The organism is Mycobacterium sp. ACS1612 (assembly GCF_001667505.1).
Lineage (GTDB): Bacteria > Actinomycetota > Actinomycetes > Mycobacteriales > Mycobacteriaceae > Mycobacterium.
Genome location: NZ_LZHZ01000008.1, coordinates 1 through 16,331, shown reverse-complemented (window position 1 = coordinate 16,331; position 16,331 = coordinate 1). Strand labels below are relative to the sequence as shown.

Here is a 16,331-nt window from a genome sequence, read left to right as displayed (position 1 = left end):
TATGGCATTATGGTCATGCCAATGTACCAAACCACGGTCGCGACGACCAGGGACGGAGAGCCAACGATGTCTGAACCTGTGTTGACCACAGTCACCCGAACCCAGGGGGCCAACCAGGCGCTCAAGGACGGCTCGGTGACCCCGACCGGCTTCTCGTTTCAGTTCGAGGAAATTCCGGTGTTGGTCAAGGGGTTTCGCCGGATGGTGCGCTCGCTGGAATTCGACGTCAGCGAGATGGCGCTGACCACCTATCTGACCGCCCGCGAGCACGGCGTCGCATTCACCGCGCTGCCCATCTTCCTGGTGCGCGGCTTCCACCACGGCGCGATCCGGTACAACACCAAGTCTGCCATCCGCACCCCGAAGGACCTCGAGGGTCGCCGCGTCGGGGTCAACCGCGGTTACACCGTGACCACCGGTGTCTGGGCCCGCGGCATTCTCGCCAGCGAGTTCGGCGTCGACCTGCAAAGTGTGCGGTGGGTGCTGTCCGGCGACGAGCATGTGACGTCGTACGTGCCGCCCGCCAACGTGGAACCGGCCAACGGTGACCTCGCGGACATGCTGATCAACAACGAGATCGACGCCGTGATCGGTGTCGACGTGCCGCATCCCGACGTCGCACCGCTGATCCCCGACTCGGACGACGCCGCCATCCGCGCCCTGCGTGAGCGCGCCTTCTACCCGATAAACCATCTGATCGTGGTGAAAGACTCCGTGCTGCAGCGCTATCCGAAGGTGGCACGCGCGGTGTTCGATGCGTTCAGCGAGGCGAAACAACGCTACGTCGCCCAGTTGCGCGACGGCGCCCTCACCGATCGCGTGCTTTCGCCGGTGCTGCAACTCACCGGAGCCGATCCGCTGCCCTACGGCATCGAAGCGAACCGCCCGATGCTCGAGCAGTTGATGGAATTCGCCATGCAGCAACGGATCTTGACCCGTCCCGTCGACATCGACGAGATGTTCGCCGACGTCGAGTGATCCGCGAGGCCGCAGTTAGCGTGCGGCTCACTCGCACTTCCTCGCGATAACTGCGGCCTGGCGCGACCGCCGTTGCCGACTAGGCGCCGATCGCCTGCGGAACGATCAGATCACGCAGCGCGACCTTGCTGTCCGCCGCGGCGCCGGCATGAATGGTCGCGCCCAGGCTGAGCGCCTTGCGGACCGCCATGTAGTCACCCGGCATGTTGACGGCATCCACCGCCAGTAGCGCGTCGTCGCGGTAGTACAGCACCGAGAAAGACTCCGCCGCGATGTCGCCGCGCACCACGTACTCGTCGTGTCCCGCTGACAGGCCTGCGATTTGGAGTTTGAGGTCGTACTGGTCCGACCAGAACCACGGCACGGCCTCGTTCGGTACCCGTTGGCCCATCAGTGTCGCCGCCGCGGTCTTGGCCTGGCTGATCGCGTTCTGCACCGATTCCAGCCGCACCCTGCCCTCGCCGGTGAGTGGGTGGGGCTGCACCGTGCAGTCGCCCGCGGCGACCACGGTGGGATTACTCGTGCGGGCGAACCGGTCGACGACGATGCCGCCGGCGGACGCGAGCCCGAGTTGGCGCGCCAGTTCGGTGCACGGTTCGACCCCGATGCCGACGATGACCAGGTCCGCCGGGATCTGGCTGCCGTCGGCCAGCGTGACGACCTGCACCCGGTTGCGCTTGCCGCCAAGCGAAATCACCTTCGTGCCGAGCCTGACGTCGACGCCGCGGCCGATGTGGGCGCCACGGTAGAACTCCGACACCACGGGCGCCACCGCGCGACCGATCAGCCGGTCGGCCGCCTCGACGACGGTCACCGCCTTGCCCTGCGTGCGGGCGACCGCGGCCGCCTCGAGTCCGATGAAGCCGCCGCCGATCACCACCACCGACTCGGCGTCGGACTGCAGCGCCCGCAGCACCGTGGCGTCGTCGGCGGTGCGCAGATAGGTGACGCCGTCGAGATTGGCGCCCGGCACGGTCAGCTGCCGCGGTCGCGCGCCGACCGTCAGCGCCAGCCGATCGAAGTCGAGCACTCGCCCGCTGGCGGTCCTTGCCGTTCCTGGGGGGCCGCCGGCATACAGATCGACCTTCTCGACGCGTTCACCGGTGATCAACGTGATGTCCTGCCCGGCAAGCACCTCCGGCGCCCGCAGCCACAGCTGCTCGAGTTCCGTGTTGCCGTGCAGATAGGCCTTGGACAACGGCGGCCGTTGATAGGGCGCGTACGGTTCGGCGCCGACGAGGGTGATCGGGTCGGTCTCACCCGCATCGCGCAGCGACACCGCCAATTGCAGCCCCGCTTGACTGGCCCCGATGATCAGGGTGCCCGCCGGCATCGTCACTGCTCCGCCGGTACGTGGACGGTGAGGCCGTCGAGCGCGTCGGTAACCGCGATCTGACAGGACAGCCTGCTGGTTTGCCGGCGGTCCGCGACGCCGAGGTCGAGAAGGTCGTCCTCCATGTCCTTCGCACCGCCGACTCTCGACGCGAACTCGTCGTCGACGTAGACGTGGCAAGTGGCGCAACTGCAGTTGCCCCCGCATTCGCCGATGATGCCGGCGATGCCGTTGCGCACGGCGACGGACATGACCGACTCACCGGCATTGGCGTCGACGACGCGCTGGGCACCGTCGAGGGTGATGAAGACGACCTTCGGCATGCAATCTCCAGGACTGAAGTGATGGTCTAACCATTCTACCTTAGCTGATGACGGGCGGGTACCTCAAGGCCTATGGTGTTACCATAAGGCCACTGCCTGGATGTTGCGACCACTAGGACCGTCACATGCGCATCGCGATCGCCGCCGACCACAACGCCGTATCGATGAAATCGCGCCTCGCGGCTTGGCTGCGCGAGCGCGGGCACCAGGTGGACGATCGCGGAGTGCACGACGACGGCGAGGTCGCGGACTACCCACCGCTGTGCGCGGACGTCGGATCGCGAGTGGTCGGCGGCGACGACGACTTCGGAGTAATACTCGGCGGCAGCGGCTGCGGTGAACAGATCGCGGCGAACAAGATCTCCGGCGTGCGGGCTGCCCTGTGCCACTGTGTCTTCACCGCCGAGATCGCGCGTGCGCACAACGACGCCAACGTCCTGGTGATGGGCGTCAAGGTGGTGGCCCCCGACCTGGCCGAGCGCATTTTGCAGGTGTGGCTCACCACCGCGTTCAAAGGCGGCCGCCACCAGTTGCGTGTGGACCAGATCAGCGCACTCGAACGCGGGGAGTCGCTGATATGAGCCGCGTTCTGGTGCTGCTCCGGCACGGCGAGAGCACCGCCAACGCCGACGACGTGTTCGGAGGCTGGCTCGACTTCCCACTGACCAACCGCGGCCGTGATCAGGCTGCCGCGGCGGGCACTTTGATCCGCGATGCGGGCATCTCCGTCGGCACCGTGCACACCTCGTTGCTGACCCGTGCGGTCGAGACCGCCGATATCGTTGTCGCCGAGACCGATTCGGGTATTCCGGTGCGACGGAGCTGGCGGCTCAACGAGCGCCACTACGGGGCGTTGCAGGGCCGGCGCCGCAGCGAGGTCCGCAGGGAGTTCGGCGCGCAGATCTACGCCGACTGGCGACGGTCGTATCACCTGGCTCCGCCCGCGCTGAGCCCTGACCATCCACAGCATCCCCGACGGGACCCGCGTTATGGCGCGTTGCCTGCGCACGAACTGCCCGCCACCGAGTCGCTGGCGGCCGTCCGGCGCAGGCTGGTGCCGTACTGGCAGGACGCGATTGCCGCGGATCTCTCCGCCGGGCACGCCACCCTGGTAGTGGCCCATGGCAATTCGCTTCGGGCAATGTGCATGCATCTGGACGGTCTGACACCGCAGCAGGTGAGCGCGCTGCACATTCCCACCGGCGTCCCGCTGCGCTATGACCTCGACGATTCATTGCGGCCGTTGGTGGCCGGCGGCGTTTACCTCGATCCGGCCCGCGCCGCGGCGGGTATCGCCGAGGTCGCCGCCCAAGGCACCCGCTGACTCGCCCTCGGGGAACAGATGGGCGATCCGTTCTGTGGTGCGGCGCGCCCTCGCGCCTGTAGTGGCCGCGCCGACGACGAGGACCATCAAACCGAAGCCGACGATCACAACCAATGCCGGACGGGTGGCGGCGATGAACGCCGACGCGTTCATAGCCGAAATGTGGGAGCTCAGAATCGATCCGACGATCGCGACTCCGAGACTGGTGCCGATGTTGCGGCTGGTCGTCGCGACCGCGGCGGCCACCCCTGCATGGCTGCGTGGCATCCCCGATACCGCGGTGTTGGTGATCGGCGCGTTCACCGTGCCCTGCCCCACACCGAAGGCGAGATAACTGGCCAGCACGAAACCGAGCGGAGTGTGGACGCTGAGGAACAGCAGCATGGTCGCACCGATGCAGATCATCGTTCCGGCAAGCAGCAGTGACGGCCGTGGACCGAATCTGCCAACGGCACGGCCGGAGAGCGGCGAACACAGCAGCACAGTCAGGCCGAGCGGCACGGTGCACAGGCCCGCCTGCAGCGGCGACAACCCGCGAATCGTCTGCAGGTAAAGGGTGTTCATGAACAGGAAACCGCCGAACGCACCGAAGGCGCAGATCGCGATCAGCGTCGCACCGGAGAACGGCACACTGCGGAAGAAGCGCAGTTCGATCAGCGGGTCGGTGCGCCGCGGTTCGTGGACCAACAGCACGGTGAGCGCGGCGGCGGCGAGGCCGAACAGCGAAAGCGTCTGCGCGGAAACCCAACCCGCATGCTGCGCCTCGATGATGGCGTAGACGCAACTGGCCAACATCACCACCATCGCCACCTGACCAATTGGGTCGAACCGGCGCGGTTGCGGTGAGCGGGATTCCGGCACGAATAGCGCCGCGGCGCCCAACGCGACCGCTCCTATCGGCAGGTTGATCCAGAAGATGGCCCGCCAGTCGAGCAGTTCGACGAGCATGCCGCCGACAAGCGGACCGATAGCGATGCCGATCCCCAACACGCCGCCCCAGATGCCGATCGCACGGGCGCGGTCGCGTGGCTCGGTGAAGACGTTCGCGATGATCGACATCGCCACCGGATTGAGCATCGATCCGCCGAGCGCCTGCAGCATCCGGAAGGCGACCAGCCAGCCCACCGACGGCGCCAGGCTGCACAGCAGTGATGCGCCGACGAAGATCGTCAGCCCGATCTGGAAGGTGCGGCGCCGACCGACCCGATCCGCGGTCGATCCGGACAGCAACAGGAAACTGGCGAGCACGACGACGTACGCGTCGATGGTCCACTGCAACCCGGAGATCGGGGCGTCGAATTCTGCGCTGATCGACGGCAACGCGACGTTGACGATCGTGGTGTCCATGCTGACGATCAGCACGCTCATACAGCAGATGCCGAGCACCAGAAACTTCCGCCGGCGGCCGCGCCCCATTGACACGATGGTAGCCGCGATGGGCTGATGGACCAATTGTCTATCCATAGCCCGGTGTCCTCGAATTGACATTCGGCTCGCACGCGTAGTCAGGTATCTGCCGTGGACTGGCTATTCTTGGGCGGCGCGGGCGTGCTGGGCGGGCTGACCGGCAGCATCGCCGGCCTCGCGTCGGTGGCCACGTATCCGGCGCTTCTGCTTGTCGGGCTGCCGCCGGTGACGGCCAACGTCACCAACACGGTTGCGCTGGTGTTCAACGGTGTCGGGTCGGTGTTGGGATCGCGACCTGAGCTCGAGGGTCAGGGTAAGTGGATCGCCCGCATCGCGCCGGTGGCCGCACTCGCAGGCGCGGCGGGCGCCGCGTTGCTGTTGTCCACGCCGGCGGACGGTTTCGAGAAGGTGGTGCCGATCCTCCTCGGGTTGGCGTCACTTGCGATCCTGATTCCGCGCCGCGGCAACCAGCATGCCCGCATCGCCGATCACCGTCGCCACACGGTCGCGACGCTTCTCGAGGCCGGCGCCATCTTTGTCATCTGTATCTACGGCGGCTATTTCGGCGCCGCAGCGGGTGTGCTGCTGCTTGCACTGCTGTTGCGTGCCGGCCAAGCCACACTGGCGCATGCCAACGCGGGCAAGAACGTGATCCTCGGGATCGCCAACGGTGTGGCGGCATTGATGTTCGCAGCGCTGGCCCCCGTGCACTGGGCTGCGGTGCTTGCGCTGGGCGTCGGATGCCTGGTCGGTTCACGCCTGGGTCCGATCGTGGTGCGGCATACGCCTGCGACGCCACTGCGCGCCGTGATCGGCATCGCCGGCGTCGCGCTGGCCGTCAAACTCGGCATCGACGCGTACACCTAGGGAACTATCGCAATTCGATGCCCATCCGGTCTGCCAATTCGTCCATGCCGACTTCTAGGGCCACCTCGCCGCGTCGGTACAGAGCGTCGAACAAGTGCGAATCCGATTGGCGGGGAAAGTAACAAATCACTTTGCGCACGCGCCCTGCGGCCAGCAGCGCGGCCAGACCGGTGTCTCCGTTGCCCGCGTTGTTGCTGACGATGGTCAGATCGCGGGCGCCCTGTTCTATCAATGCGTCGATCAGCGTGGTGGGCATCCCGGCCATGCCGAATCCTCCGACCAGAACCGTTGATCCGTCGCGGATGCCGTCGACCGCCTCGGCGGCCGACTCGCAGATCACGGTGCGACTCACGCGTCTGCCTCCTCGGCGAGCACTCTGTTCGCGATCCGAAACGCGGTATTGGCGTCCGGCACGCCGCAATAGATCGCGGACTGCAACAGCACCTCCTTGATCTCGTCGCTGCTGAGGCCGTTGCGGAGCGCGGCGCGCACGTGCATCGCCAACTCTTCGTGGTGGCCGCGGGCCACCATGGCGGTCAACGTGATCATCGAACGGGCGCGGCGGTCGAGTCCCGGCCGCGTCCAGATGGTGCCCCACGCGTAGCGGGTGATCAGGTCCTGGAACTCGGCGGTGAACTCGGTGGTGCCCGCGATCGCGCGGTTGACGTGCGAGTCGCCGAGCACCTCGCGGCGCACCGCCATGCCCGCGTTGTAGACGGGATCTCTCGGTGCCAGGTGGCCGATGATCAGACGGGCGATCCGGCCTGGGGCTTCCGCGGGCGCGAGGTGACCGACACCGTTGAGGACGATCATCCGACCGTCCTTGACGCTCGAGGCAATCCGTCCCAGCGACTCAGGTGGCGTCGGTACGTCGTCGGCGCCGCCGATCGCCAGCACCGGCGTGGTGATCTCGCCGAGTCGTTCGCTGACGTCGAACTCCGCCAGCGCCTCACACGCTTGCGCATAGGACTCGTCGTCGGTGGCTCGCAGGGCGCCGACCAAGGTGGCGACGACGTCGGGCCGCCGCTCGGCGAAGCCGGCGCCGAACCAGCGTTGCGTCGCGAGTTCGACGACGGCGTCGGTGCCCGATGCGCGCACGGAAGCCGCCCGTGATGCCCAATCCTCGGGCCTGCCGATGACTGCGCCGGTGCACGCGAGGGCGGCCGTCGTCACCCGCTGTGGAGCATCGAGCAACAGTTGCAGCCCGACAGCACCGCCGATCGAATTGCCTGCGTAGTGAAAGGCGCTGCGCGGCGCGATCTGATCGGCGAGCGCGAGCACGCCCGCGGCCAGGTCCGGAATCCTGAACCGATTCGCCGGGCTGCGGCCGTGTCCCGGTAGATCCCAGCCGACGACGTGCACATGTTCGGCAAGGAGTTCGGCGCAGGCGCCCCACAACGCGGATGCCGATGTGCCCACCGACGGTCCGAGCAGCAGCAGAGCGGCGCCGCGCGGTCCGCCGAAATCGGTGCCGACTAGTTCCGGCACGGTCATATCGCCTCCTTCAGGTGGTGGCGCGCGCGTTGCAGTGTCGCGTCGATCAAGAAGTCCGTCGCGCCGGTGTAGTTCGAAAGTGCGGGTCGCCCAGTCAATTCGGACATCGAGCGCTGCTCGGCCAGCAGGTCACCTGCGGCCGTCAGGTTCGCCGCCGCGCGGTCGGTGTCAATCCTCAGCCCCTCGAGCAGTTCGGTGGTGTGCACGGCGGCCACAACCGTGCGTCGGGCGAGCGTGCGCATGGTGGCCCACTCGGCGTGCCACGCCCCGTCGGAGCGTTCGTCGACACTGGCCGCCGCAGCGGTGTGCAGGGTGGCCGCCAGCGCGGGGGCGGTCAGCGCGGCCCGCCGAACCAGTACCGACAACACCGGGTTGTTCTTGTGCGGCATGGTCGACGAACCACCGCCTCTGCCCTCGGCCAGTTCACCGATCTCGTGCCTGCTCCCCGTCGCAATGTCGGCAGCGATGTGTCCCCATGCGTCACAACATGTCACGAGCGCATCGCCGATGCGGGTGAGCATCGAACGGGTGGTGTGCCACGGCCCGGGGTACGCCAGATCCAGCGCGGCGGCGAGTCGCGTCGACAGCGATATGGCATCGGCAGGCGATCCGGTCAGTTCCGTCGTCGCGGCGAGCGTGCCTGCGGCCCCGCCCGCCTGGACGGGCAACGGGGGCAGTGCCGCGACGGTGTCCGCGGCGTCCAGCACCGCAGACAGCCAATTCGCGATCTTCATGCCGACCGTGCTGGGCAGTGCGGGCTGAGTCAGTGTGCGCGCCACCATCGGATCACGCTGGTGGCGTTCGGTCAGCGAGATCAAAGCGCCTATCTGCGAGGACATTTCACGACGCACCGCCGACAGCGTGTCCCGTGTGCACAGCATCAGCGCGGTGTCGATCACGTCTTGACTGGTCAGTCCGCGGTGCAGCCAGCGCGCGGGTTCGCCGCCGGTTCGCCGGCGCAGCACTGCGAGCAGGCCGGGCACCGGGTTGCCGTCGGCTTCGGCAGCGACGGCGATTGTCTCGGCGTCCTCAGAGGAGACGACGGCGGTCAGGTCGGCACGCGCGGCGGGCGGCGCGACTTCGGCGTCCACAAGTACTGCGAGCCAAGCGTTTTCGACCGACACCAGCGCCGTCAGCAGCGCCGAATCGGTGAACAGCGAGCCGGCGCGGTGATCACCCGGCCAGTACAGGTCGGTCATCGGTGTTGGCCCCGGTAGCGCAGGAACACCGTCTCGTCGGCGCCTTGCAGCCTGATGTCGAACCGCAGGCCGCGATCGTCGGGCACCGCGATCAAGGTGTGCCGCCGGTCCGGTGGCACCGAGTTGAGCAGTCCGTCGTCGGCAACCCGGCCGTCGGGTACGTATGCGCGGGTGAAGAGCCGGTTCAGCAGGCCGCGGGCGAACACCGTGACGGCGTAGAAGGGCACCGAATCGGGTTGCACCGGGCCGGGTTTGACCGTCGTGAAACTGTAGTGCCCGTTGGCGTCGGTGCTCGCGCGTCCCCACCCGGTGAAGGTCCACCCGTCGCGTCGCAACGAACCCGCCGCCGTCGGCACCGCCCCGTTGGCATCGCCCTGCCAGATCTCCACCAGCGCATCGGGCACCGGGGCGCCTGCGCCGTCGGTGACGACGCCGTGCAACCGAATCGCACCGGGCGATCCGGGTGGGACGAGTTCGTTGCCTCTCTCAAACGGCAGGGCATAGCCGAAGAACGGCCCGATCGTCTGGCCCGGCGTCGCGGTCAGGGTGCTCATCGGACGTCCTCAAAGGGTGTCCGGGCGGCGCCGGTCAACACGATGTCCCACCGGTAACCGGTGGCCCATTCGTGGCTGGTGACGTCGTGGTCGTAGGTGGCGACAACCCGATCACGGGCCTTCTGGTCGGTGATCGACTGGTAGATGGGATCCAACGCGAACAGGGGGTCACCGGGGAAGTACATCTGGGTGATCATCCGCTGGGTGAAATCCGTTCCGAACAACGAGAAATGGATGTGCGCGGGCCGCCACGCATTGTGGTGGTTGCGCCACGGGTACGGTCCGGGCTTGATCGTGGTGAATCGGTAGGTGCCGTCGTCGTCGGTCAGGCATCGCCCGACGCCGGTGAAGTTCGGGTCGAGCGGCGCGGGATGCTGATCACGCTGATGGATGTACCGTCCCGCGGCGTTGGCCTGCCAGATCTCGACGAGTTGGCCGCGCACCGGTCTGCCGTCGCCGTCGACGATTCGTCCGGTGATCACGGTGCGCTCGCCGATCGGTTGGCCGGTGTGTTGGATCGTCAGATCCGCCTCCAGGGGGTCCACGTCGGCTTGGCCGAAGCACGGTGCCCACAGCTCGATCGCTTCCGGATCGACCTGATGCAGTTCGTGATGCGGATGGCGCAGCGTACTGCTGCGGTACGGCGGATAGTGCAGCCGCGGTTGGGTTTCCTCGACGCCGGCCCGGTGATAGTCGGTGTGGATCGCCGCGATCTCCGCGGTGATCTCCGCTTGCCCTGTCATAGCCCGCACGGTACCGGCGACATCGCACGGTATGAAGGTTAGGCTTCCACTCAGCGAAAGGGTGATCAAATGGCCGGGAACACGTCGGTGCCGGGAGCGACCGTCACCTCCCGGCTGCTGGCGCTGCTCGGCGCGTTCGGCGAGCATCACCGCAGCCTGACCCTGTCGGAGATCGCCAGGCGCGCCGATCTCACGCTGCCCACGACTCACCGGCTGGCCCGCGAGCTCGTTGCGGGCGGCGCGCTGGACCGCCTCGACGACGGCCGCTATGTGATCGGCCGGTTGGTGTGGGAGGCCGGCTTGCTGGCACCGGTTCAGGGCAGGCTGCGACAGGTGGCCGAACCGTTCCTGCACGACGTGTTCGCGGCGACGATGGCGACCGTGCATCTGGCGGTGCGTGACGACGACGAGGTGCTGTACCTGGACCGGATGCAGGGCCGGGCGTCAGTGCCGATCGTCAGCACCGTCGGCACCCGACTGCCCATGCACGCCACCGGTGTCGGGAAGGTGCTACTGGCGCACTCCCCTACCGAGATCCATGACCGGGTGATGGCCAACCTGAGCCGGATCACGCCGTACACGATCACCCGGCCGGAGCTACTCGAACCGCAACTGCAGCGGATCCGGCGCGACGGCGTCGCGACCACCACCGAGGAGATGTCGCTTGGCGCTTGCTCGATGGCGGTTCCGGTGGCGCAGTCCTCCGACGGTGCCGTGGTGGCGGCGATCGGCGTCGTCGTCGCGAGCCTCAAACGCGACAGGCAGCGGCTACTGGGCGCGCTGCAGGTGGCGGCGCGCGGCATCAGCAGGCTGCTCTAGTCGACGCCAAATGGACTGTCGCCCTTGGCCACCTGGGTGCCGACGTCGATCAGGTTCTGGGCGTTGGAGTGCAGTCGCTCGCCGGCGTCTCTGCTCGCCTGCCCGATGAGGTAGCGCGACCATGTGCCCTCGATGACGATGCCGAGTTTGAAGCACGCCATCGCGACATACCAATTGAGGCTTGATGTTTCGCGGCCGCCCGCGGCCAGGTAGGCGTCGAGCAGTTCACGTCTGCTGGCCAGGCCGCCGAGCGCGGCGAGTTGCGCGCCGGCGGTGATGGTGTTCGTCTCCAGCGGCCAGCAGATCAACATCCAGCCGAGGTCCAGCAGCGGATCGCCGACCGTGCACATCTCCCAGTCCACGAACGCGGCCAGCTCAGGCTTGTCGCGGCGCAGCAGCACGTTGCTCAGATGCGGATCGCCGTGCATGATGCCGGGCTTGCCGTCCGGCGGGCGGTTGGTCTCCAGCCAGTCCGCCAACTCGGTGACGGCCAGCGATTCGGGCGAATAGCGGTCGTGCCGATAGCTTTCCAGCAGCCGCAAGAATTGCGGAACCTGCCGTTGCAGAAACGAACCCGGCCGTTTCAACTCCGCGAGCGGACTGCCCTCCCATACGACGTTGCCGAGTTGCGCGAGGCTCGCCGCATACGACAGGCCGACCTGGTGCCGCCAATCGACGTAGTCGACGTATGCCTGCTCCATGCTGTCGCCGGGATTGAAGCCGTCGACCTCTTCCATCAGATAGAACACCACCCCGAGCACGTCGAGGTCGTCGCAACCCGCAATGAAACCCGGGTGCGGCACGGTGGTGCCTGCCAGCGTTCGCAGCGCCGCGATTTCGCGCAACATGGTGTTGTTGCTCGTCGGCCGCGGATGCAGTGGCGGTCGCCGCAACACCATCGGACGACCGTCGATGTGCACCCGCACCACAATGTTCTGCGTGCCGCCGGTCAACGGTTCGACATCGGAGACCTCGGACCCGAGGCCCTGTTCTCGCACCCAGCGCCGCAGCGCAGCCTGGGCTTCGTCGGTCAGAGTCGGAAGCTGCTGGGCGTCGTTGGGCACACCGACATGTTGTCAGGCCTTGCGCGCCGTCACGAGCAGGTACTCCCATTCCATGGTGTGGTCACCGTGTAGGACTGCGTCGCCGACGCGGGCGATCGCGTCGTCCAGTTCCGCTACCCGGTCCGCTTCGTCCTCGATGTTGCGGTACGCCGCGATGGTGGGCCCGTAAGTGGCCTTGAAGTAGTCGCGGAAGCCAGCGCCGTCGGCGAAGTGGTGCACAGCCAGCATCCGGCGCTCCGTCCGAAGGTCGGTGACGCGGTCGCCGAACAGCTCGCGGACGTGATCCTCTTGTCCCCACAGCGGCGGTGGTTGCGCACCCGGCGGCGGACCGGGCATGTACGGCTTCATGGTCGCGAACAACTTGCCGATGTGCCCCTCGGGCGTCCAGTTGATCAGGCCGATCCTGCCGCCTGGCTTGGTCACCCGGACCAATTCGCCCGCTGCCAGTTCGTGGAACGGGGCGAACATCACGCCGATGCACGACATCACCACGTCGAACTCGTTGTCGCCGAACGGCAGTGCGTGGGCGTTGGCCTCACGCCACTCGAGCTGCACACCCTGTTCGGCGGCGAGCGCACGGCCGCTTTCCAACAGCTCGGGACACAGGTCGCTGGCGATCACGCTGGCGTTGGTCCGTGCCGCCGGAATGGCGGCGTTGCCGGTGCCGGCGGCGACGTCGAGGACGCGGTCCCCCGGACCCACTTCGATGGCTTCGACCAGCGCGGGTCCCAGCGGGGCGACCAGGTCGGCGGCGAGTTTCGGGTAATCCCCCGAAGCCCACATGGCTCGGTGTTTGGCGGCGATCTGGCTGTGGTCAACAGCCGCGGTCAGGTTGCTCATGTCTGACATCGTCGGTCGTCACATCACGGCGAAACCAGTCACAGATCTGTACTGGGGCTGGTTCCATATCTGTACTGGGTGCGGACCGGGGAGGTGACGCGATGTCCGGATACGGCCAGTTCTGTCCGGTGGCCAAGGCGATGGAGCTGCTGGACGAGCGCTGGACGATGCTCGTCGTCCGGGAGCTGCTGCTGGGCAGCAGGCACTTCAACGAGCTGCGCCGCGGGGTGCCGAAGATGTCGCCCGCCTTGCTGTCGAAGCGGCTGAAGTCGCTGACCCGCGCGGGCGTCGTCGCGCGCGATGAGGTCGACGGCCGGACGATGTACTCGCTGACCGAGTGCGGCAAGGAGCTCACCGACGTGGTCGAGGCGCTGGGCGCATGGGGCGTGCGCTGGATCGGCGAACTCGGCGAGGAGGACCTCGATCCGCACCTGCTGATGTGGGATATGCGCCGCACCATTCCGATCGAGGAATGGCCGCGGACCCGCACCACGCTGGCGTTCCGCCTGGACGGGGTGTCGCCCAAGGCGTCGCGCTGGTGGCTGGTCGTCGCCGACGGCGAGGCCGATGTGTGCGATTTCGACCCCGGCCACGAGGTGGCGGGAACTGTGGAAGCCAGCCTCCGGACGCTCACCCGGATCTGGCGCGGAGACACCAGTTGGCAACACGCGCTGCTCGACGGCAGCGTCGCGGTGTCCGGTCCGGCCGACGTGCGCAGGGCCATCCCGGGATGGATCGGTCAGAGCGCGCTGGCCAGCGTGCCGCGCCCGGCCTGACCTACTTGTCCTCGTAGCTCAGGCAGGACTCCGCCCCGTCGATGACACCCGACCGGAACGCCTTGACGCGCGCCCATCCGGCACCCTGCCGCTCGACGTCACCCTCGCCGCGGAACACGAGCAGCGCCTTGATGCCTTCGTCGAGATCGCCCGGCGAGATGTGGTACGTGCTGGTGTCCGGCCGGTTGTACAGAATCACGCTCGCGGTGTAGCCGCCCGCCATGCAATCGGCCCGAAGCGTGGACGTCTTCTCGTCGGAGTCGTCACCCAGTCGGGTCAGCGCTGCGAGCCCGTATTGAGTGGCAAGCAACGTGGCGACGGCGTAGTCGCCGCCCTGCCGGTACACCTCGGGCATCGCACGGACGTTGTCCCAGCCGACGTAATCGTCTGGGACGCAATAGAACAGAGCGTAGCCCTCGGCGGACTGTCCGCCGCACATCGGCGGCGAGTCCGGGTGGTACGCCTCGATCCCGCGGACCGGCGGCCACTGCTCGCCCGCGGTCAACTCCGGGTACACGTGCGTCCAGTAGTCCTCGAGGTCGTACGGCACACCGTTGACGATCGAGTCGTAGGGAGCATCGCCGCCGCGCGCTGCATCTTCCTCGTCGTTGAACGGCAATTCGAGCACCATTGGTTCGTCGTCGCGGTAGTCCTTGCACCTCTGCGGTCCGTTGTCGAACCCGTCCTGGAACGCGCTGACCCGGTCGAAGCCGCTTCCGTGCGCATTCGGGTCGATGTTGGACGTGCCAGGGGTGTCACGCAGATCGAGGATGCCCGCCAGCGCGGTGTCCAGGTCGGCGGCGGACACCTTGAACACCCCTTCGTCCTTGGCGTGTTTGGACCATGCGCCCGCGAAGCAGTCCGCCTGCAGTTCCTTGGTCACGGTCCGCGCGGTGAAGTGCGACCGGCTTTGAACCGCATGCCCCCATTCGTGCGCGAGCACCACGGGGATGACGAAGTCGCCGTATTTGCCCTGCAGTTCGGGCAGCAGGCCCTCGGCGTCCCACGCGACCACATCCTTGGTCGAGCAGTAGAACGCGTTGCCCGCGACCTCACTGGCATCCTGCGCGCAGGGCGGCACGCCACCGGCCGACGGCACGACAGCGTAGAAGCCGCCTTTCACCGGTTCGTACTCCTCGCCGTAGAGCTTCGGGTACTCGGTGCCCCAGTAGTCCTGCAGATCGGCGATGGCCTGGATCGCCAGCTTGTTCACATTCGATGAGGTGTCGCCGTGGATCTCGACGCTGCTCGTGTCAGGGGCGCCGCCTCGGGCCTTGGTGTCGGTGGGTATCTGCGGCTTCGGCCCGCCGCACGCCGCTAGGAGCAAAACGACAGCAACCGCTGACCACGCCTGGATTCGCATGGGCAAACATTAGCGGCGGTGCTGAGAATTGGCTTGGAAAGTGCCGAAACAAGATCAGTCAAGGATCCGGCGCGCGACGTTGGTGGTGATCAGGTCGAGCAACTCGTCGCCACGGCCGGCCAGGATGGTCCGGATCGCGTAGAGCGAGAACCCCTTGGCCTGCTCCACCGTGATTGCCGGCGGGATCGACAACTCCTGCCGTGCGGTCACCACGTCGACGAGTGCCGGACCGTCATGTGCGAACGCGTCGCTCAACGCCTGCGGCAGCTCGGCTGGCTTCTCGACGCGACGGCCGAAGATCCCCATCGCCTGTGCGACGTCGGCGAAATTCGGGTTCACCAGATCCGTGCCGTAGTTGACGATGCCCGCCGCCTTCATCTCCAGTTCGACGAAGTTCAGCGACGAGTTGTTGAACACGATCACCTTCACTGGCAGTCGGTTCTGGATCAACGTGACGAGCTCGCCGAACATCATCGTCAGCCCGCCGTCGCCGGCCAGCGCGACCACTTGGCGGTCGCGGTAGGCGGTCTGCGCGCCGATGGCGTGCGGCAGCGCGCATGCCATCGTGCCGTGGTTGAACGATCCGACCATCCGTCTGCGTCCGTTCATCTTCACGTAGCGCGCCGCCCACACCACAGGCGATCCGACGTCGACGGTGAAAACCGCATCGTCGCTGGCAAGCTGATTGGCAAGTCCCGCAACATATTCCGGCCTAATGGGCGACCGGTCACGGTCGTTGACGGCCAAATCGTCCAGCGTCTTGCGGGTCTTGCCGTAGTGGCGCAGCGAGCGGTCCAGATGCTCGCGCTGGTTCTTCTGTCGCAGCAGCGGTTGCAGGGCGGCCAGAGTGTCTTTCACCGTGCCGACTAGGCCGAGTTCGAGCGGAACGCGACGGCCGAGGTTGCGGCCGCGGATGTCGACCTGAATCACCTTCGCGTGGTCGGGATAAAACTGCTGATACGGAAAGTCGGTGCCCAACATCAGCAGTGCGTCGGACTCTTTGATCGCCTTGTATCCCGACGCGAACCCGAGCAGACCCGTCATGCCGACGTCGAACGGGTTGTCGTATTCGATGAACTCCTTTCCGCGCAACGCATGTACGACGGGCGCGTTCAGCGTCCCCGCCGCGGTCATCAACTCGTCGTGGGGGGGGGGGGGGGGCCCCCCCCCCCCGCCGCGTGCGGCCGCCCCCGCCGGGGGGGGGTGGGGGGGGGGGGGCCCCGCCCCCGCCCCCGCGCGGCCCCCCC

Annotated in this window: 17 protein-coding genes and 1 pseudogene; 6 read left to right on the top strand and 12 right to left on the bottom strand. The window is 67.2% G+C overall.

Annotated elements, in window-relative coordinates; all coding sequences use genetic code 11:
• The first annotated feature begins 66 nt into the window (after nucleotides 1–66).
• Nucleotides 67–978 carry a 4,5-dihydroxyphthalate decarboxylase gene (locus A5724_RS04615; protein ID WP_067797117.1) on the top strand — a complete coding sequence of 304 codons (912 nt, stop codon included), beginning with the start codon at nucleotides 67–69 and terminating at the stop codon, nucleotides 976–978.
• A gap of 79 nt (nucleotides 979–1,057) precedes the next feature.
• Here the strand turns inward: A5724_RS04615 and A5724_RS04610 are convergent, their stop codons facing one another.
• Nucleotides 1,058–2,311, bottom strand: coding sequence for an NAD(P)/FAD-dependent oxidoreductase (locus A5724_RS04610; protein WP_067797114.1), 1,254 nt, complete (start codon nucleotides 2,309–2,311; stop codon nucleotides 1,058–1,060).
• Nucleotides 2,312–2,313: 2 nt separating this feature from the next.
• A complete protein-coding gene (locus A5724_RS04605; protein ID WP_067796951.1) occupies nucleotides 2,314–2,634 on the bottom strand; it encodes a 2Fe-2S iron-sulfur cluster-binding protein in 321 nt (106 codons plus the stop codon).
• 125 nt (nucleotides 2,635–2,759) lie between these two features.
• Between A5724_RS04605 and A5724_RS04600 the strand changes: the two genes are divergently transcribed.
• Nucleotides 2,760–3,215 carry an RpiB/LacA/LacB family sugar-phosphate isomerase gene (locus A5724_RS04600; RefSeq protein ID WP_067796949.1) on the top strand — a complete coding sequence of 152 codons (456 nt, stop codon included), beginning with the start codon at nucleotides 2,760–2,762 and terminating at the stop codon, nucleotides 3,213–3,215.
• On the top strand, nucleotides 3,212–3,958 hold the full coding sequence (locus tag A5724_RS32860) for a 2,3-diphosphoglycerate-dependent phosphoglycerate mutase (RefSeq protein WP_082964855.1): 747 nt from the start codon (nucleotides 3,212–3,214) through the stop codon (nucleotides 3,956–3,958). Before A5724_RS04600 ends, A5724_RS32860 begins: the two co-directional genes overlap by 4 nt.
• Here the strand turns inward: A5724_RS32860 and A5724_RS04595 are convergent.
• The gene (locus A5724_RS04595) at nucleotides 3,866–5,374 is read right to left on the bottom strand and encodes an MFS transporter (protein WP_067796947.1); all 1,509 of its coding nucleotides are present in this window, start codon (nucleotides 5,372–5,374) and stop codon (nucleotides 3,866–3,868) included. The genes A5724_RS32860 and A5724_RS04595 overlap by 93 nt on opposite strands.
• A gap of 102 nt (nucleotides 5,375–5,476) precedes the next feature.
• Between A5724_RS04595 and A5724_RS04590 the strand changes: the two genes are divergently transcribed.
• Nucleotides 5,477–6,232 carry a sulfite exporter TauE/SafE family protein gene (locus tag A5724_RS04590; protein ID WP_067796942.1) on the top strand — a complete coding sequence of 252 codons (756 nt, stop codon included), beginning with the start codon at nucleotides 5,477–5,479 and terminating at the stop codon, nucleotides 6,230–6,232.
• Nucleotides 6,233–6,254: 22 nt separating this feature from the next.
• Here A5724_RS04590 and A5724_RS04585 read toward each other — a convergent pair.
• From A5724_RS04585 to pcaH, 5 genes and pseudogenes are all read right to left on the bottom strand, one after another.
• A pseudogene (locus A5724_RS04585) lies at nucleotides 6,255–6,584 on the bottom strand (3-oxoacid CoA-transferase subunit A); the annotation flags it as partial.
• Entirely contained in the window at nucleotides 6,581–7,726 is a 1,146-nt protein-coding gene (gene pcaC, locus A5724_RS04580) for a 4-carboxymuconolactone decarboxylase (RefSeq protein ID WP_067796939.1), read from the bottom strand. The gene pcaC and the pseudogene A5724_RS04585, both read right to left, overlap by 4 nt.
• Complete coding sequence (gene pcaB / locus A5724_RS04575; RefSeq protein ID WP_067796936.1) at nucleotides 7,723–8,925, bottom strand: 3-carboxy-cis,cis-muconate cycloisomerase; 1,203 nt, start codon at nucleotides 8,923–8,925, stop codon at nucleotides 7,723–7,725. The genes pcaC and pcaB overlap by 4 nt, the downstream gene beginning before the upstream one ends.
• Nucleotides 8,922–9,479, bottom strand: a complete 558-nt coding sequence (gene pcaG, locus A5724_RS04570; RefSeq protein ID WP_067796933.1) for a protocatechuate 3,4-dioxygenase subunit alpha — start codon at nucleotides 9,477–9,479, stop codon at nucleotides 8,922–8,924. The genes pcaB and pcaG overlap by 4 nt, the downstream gene beginning before the upstream one ends.
• Nucleotides 9,476–10,222 (bottom strand): protocatechuate 3,4-dioxygenase subunit beta, encoded by a 747-nt coding sequence (gene pcaH, locus A5724_RS04565; RefSeq protein ID WP_067796930.1) that lies wholly within the window; start codon nucleotides 10,220–10,222, stop codon nucleotides 9,476–9,478. Before pcaH ends, pcaG begins: the two co-directional genes overlap by 4 nt.
• Nucleotides 10,223–10,291: 69 nt before the next feature.
• Here pcaH and A5724_RS04560 point away from each other — a divergent pair, with 69 nt between their 5' ends.
• Nucleotides 10,292–11,041, top strand: coding sequence for an IclR family transcriptional regulator (locus A5724_RS04560; RefSeq protein ID WP_067796927.1), 750 nt, complete (start codon nucleotides 10,292–10,294; stop codon nucleotides 11,039–11,041).
• Here the strand turns inward: A5724_RS04560 and A5724_RS04555 are convergent.
• Together A5724_RS04555 and A5724_RS04550 are read right to left on the bottom strand one after the other, a co-directional pair.
• A complete protein-coding gene (locus A5724_RS04555) occupies nucleotides 11,038–12,105 on the bottom strand; it encodes a phosphotransferase family protein (RefSeq protein WP_067796924.1) in 1,068 nt (355 codons plus the stop codon). The two genes, A5724_RS04560 and A5724_RS04555, sit on opposite strands and share 4 nt — an antisense overlap.
• 12 nt (nucleotides 12,106–12,117) lie before the next feature.
• A complete protein-coding gene (locus A5724_RS04550; RefSeq protein WP_067796921.1) occupies nucleotides 12,118–12,945 on the bottom strand; it encodes a class I SAM-dependent methyltransferase in 828 nt (275 codons plus the stop codon).
• A gap of 101 nt (nucleotides 12,946–13,046) precedes the next feature.
• On the opposite strand from A5724_RS04550, the gene A5724_RS04545 reads away from it, so the two are divergent.
• A complete protein-coding gene (locus tag A5724_RS04545; RefSeq protein ID WP_067796918.1) occupies nucleotides 13,047–13,721 on the top strand; it encodes a helix-turn-helix domain-containing protein in 675 nt (224 codons plus the stop codon).
• Nucleotide 13,722: 1 nt separating this feature from the next.
• Here A5724_RS04545 and A5724_RS04540 read toward each other — a convergent pair whose 3' ends face one another.
• On the bottom strand, nucleotides 13,723–15,084 hold the full coding sequence (locus A5724_RS04540; protein ID WP_067796915.1) for a neutral zinc metallopeptidase: 1,362 nt from the start codon (nucleotides 15,082–15,084) through the stop codon (nucleotides 13,723–13,725).
• A 54-nt stretch (nucleotides 15,085–15,138) separates the two neighbouring features.
• Nucleotides 15,139–16,331, bottom strand: a 1,193-nt coding sequence (locus A5724_RS04535) for a thiamine pyrophosphate-dependent enzyme (RefSeq protein ID WP_369830603.1), incomplete at its 5' end; no start/stop codon positions are given.

What these genes read in the sequence shown, in the direction of transcription:
- A5724_RS32860 (WP_082964855.1), top strand. Translation starts at nt 3,212, where the DNA reads ATGAGCCGCGTTCTGGTGCTGCTCCGGCACGGCGAGAGCACCGCCAAC.
- A5724_RS04550 (WP_067796921.1), bottom strand. Translation starts at nt 12,945, where the DNA reads ATGAGCAACCTGACCGCGGCTGTTGACCACAGCCAGATCGCCGCCAAA.
- A5724_RS04605 (WP_067796951.1), bottom strand. Translation starts at nt 2,634, where the DNA reads ATGCCGAAGGTCGTCTTCATCACCCTCGACGGTGCCCAGCGCGTCGTC.
- A5724_RS04560 (WP_067796927.1), top strand. Translation starts at nt 10,292, where the DNA reads ATGGCCGGGAACACGTCGGTGCCGGGAGCGACCGTCACCTCCCGGCTG.
- pcaH (WP_067796930.1), bottom strand. Translation starts at nt 10,222, where the DNA reads ATGACAGGGCAAGCGGAGATCACCGCGGAGATCGCGGCGATCCACACC.
- A5724_RS04545 (WP_067796918.1), top strand. Translation starts at nt 13,047, where the DNA reads ATGTCCGGATACGGCCAGTTCTGTCCGGTGGCCAAGGCGATGGAGCTG.
- A5724_RS04610 (WP_067797114.1), bottom strand. Translation starts at nt 2,311, where the DNA reads ATGCCGGCGGGCACCCTGATCATCGGGGCCAGTCAAGCGGGGCTGCAA.
- A5724_RS04540 (WP_067796915.1), bottom strand. Translation starts at nt 15,084, where the DNA reads ATGCGAATCCAGGCGTGGTCAGCGGTTGCTGTCGTTTTGCTCCTAGCG.
- A5724_RS04595 (WP_067796947.1), bottom strand. Translation starts at nt 5,374, where the DNA reads ATGGGGCGCGGCCGCCGGCGGAAGTTTCTGGTGCTCGGCATCTGCTGT.
- pcaG (WP_067796933.1), bottom strand. Translation starts at nt 9,479, where the DNA reads ATGAGCACCCTGACCGCGACGCCGGGCCAGACGATCGGGCCGTTCTTC.
- A5724_RS04615 (WP_067797117.1), top strand. Translation starts at nt 67, where the DNA reads ATGTCTGAACCTGTGTTGACCACAGTCACCCGAACCCAGGGGGCCAAC.
- pcaB (WP_067796936.1), bottom strand. Translation starts at nt 8,925, where the DNA reads ATGACCGACCTGTACTGGCCGGGTGATCACCGCGCCGGCTCGCTGTTC.
- A5724_RS04600 (WP_067796949.1), top strand. Translation starts at nt 2,760, where the DNA reads ATGCGCATCGCGATCGCCGCCGACCACAACGCCGTATCGATGAAATCG.
- pcaC (WP_067796939.1), bottom strand. Translation starts at nt 7,726, where the DNA reads ATGACCGTGCCGGAACTAGTCGGCACCGATTTCGGCGGACCGCGCGGC.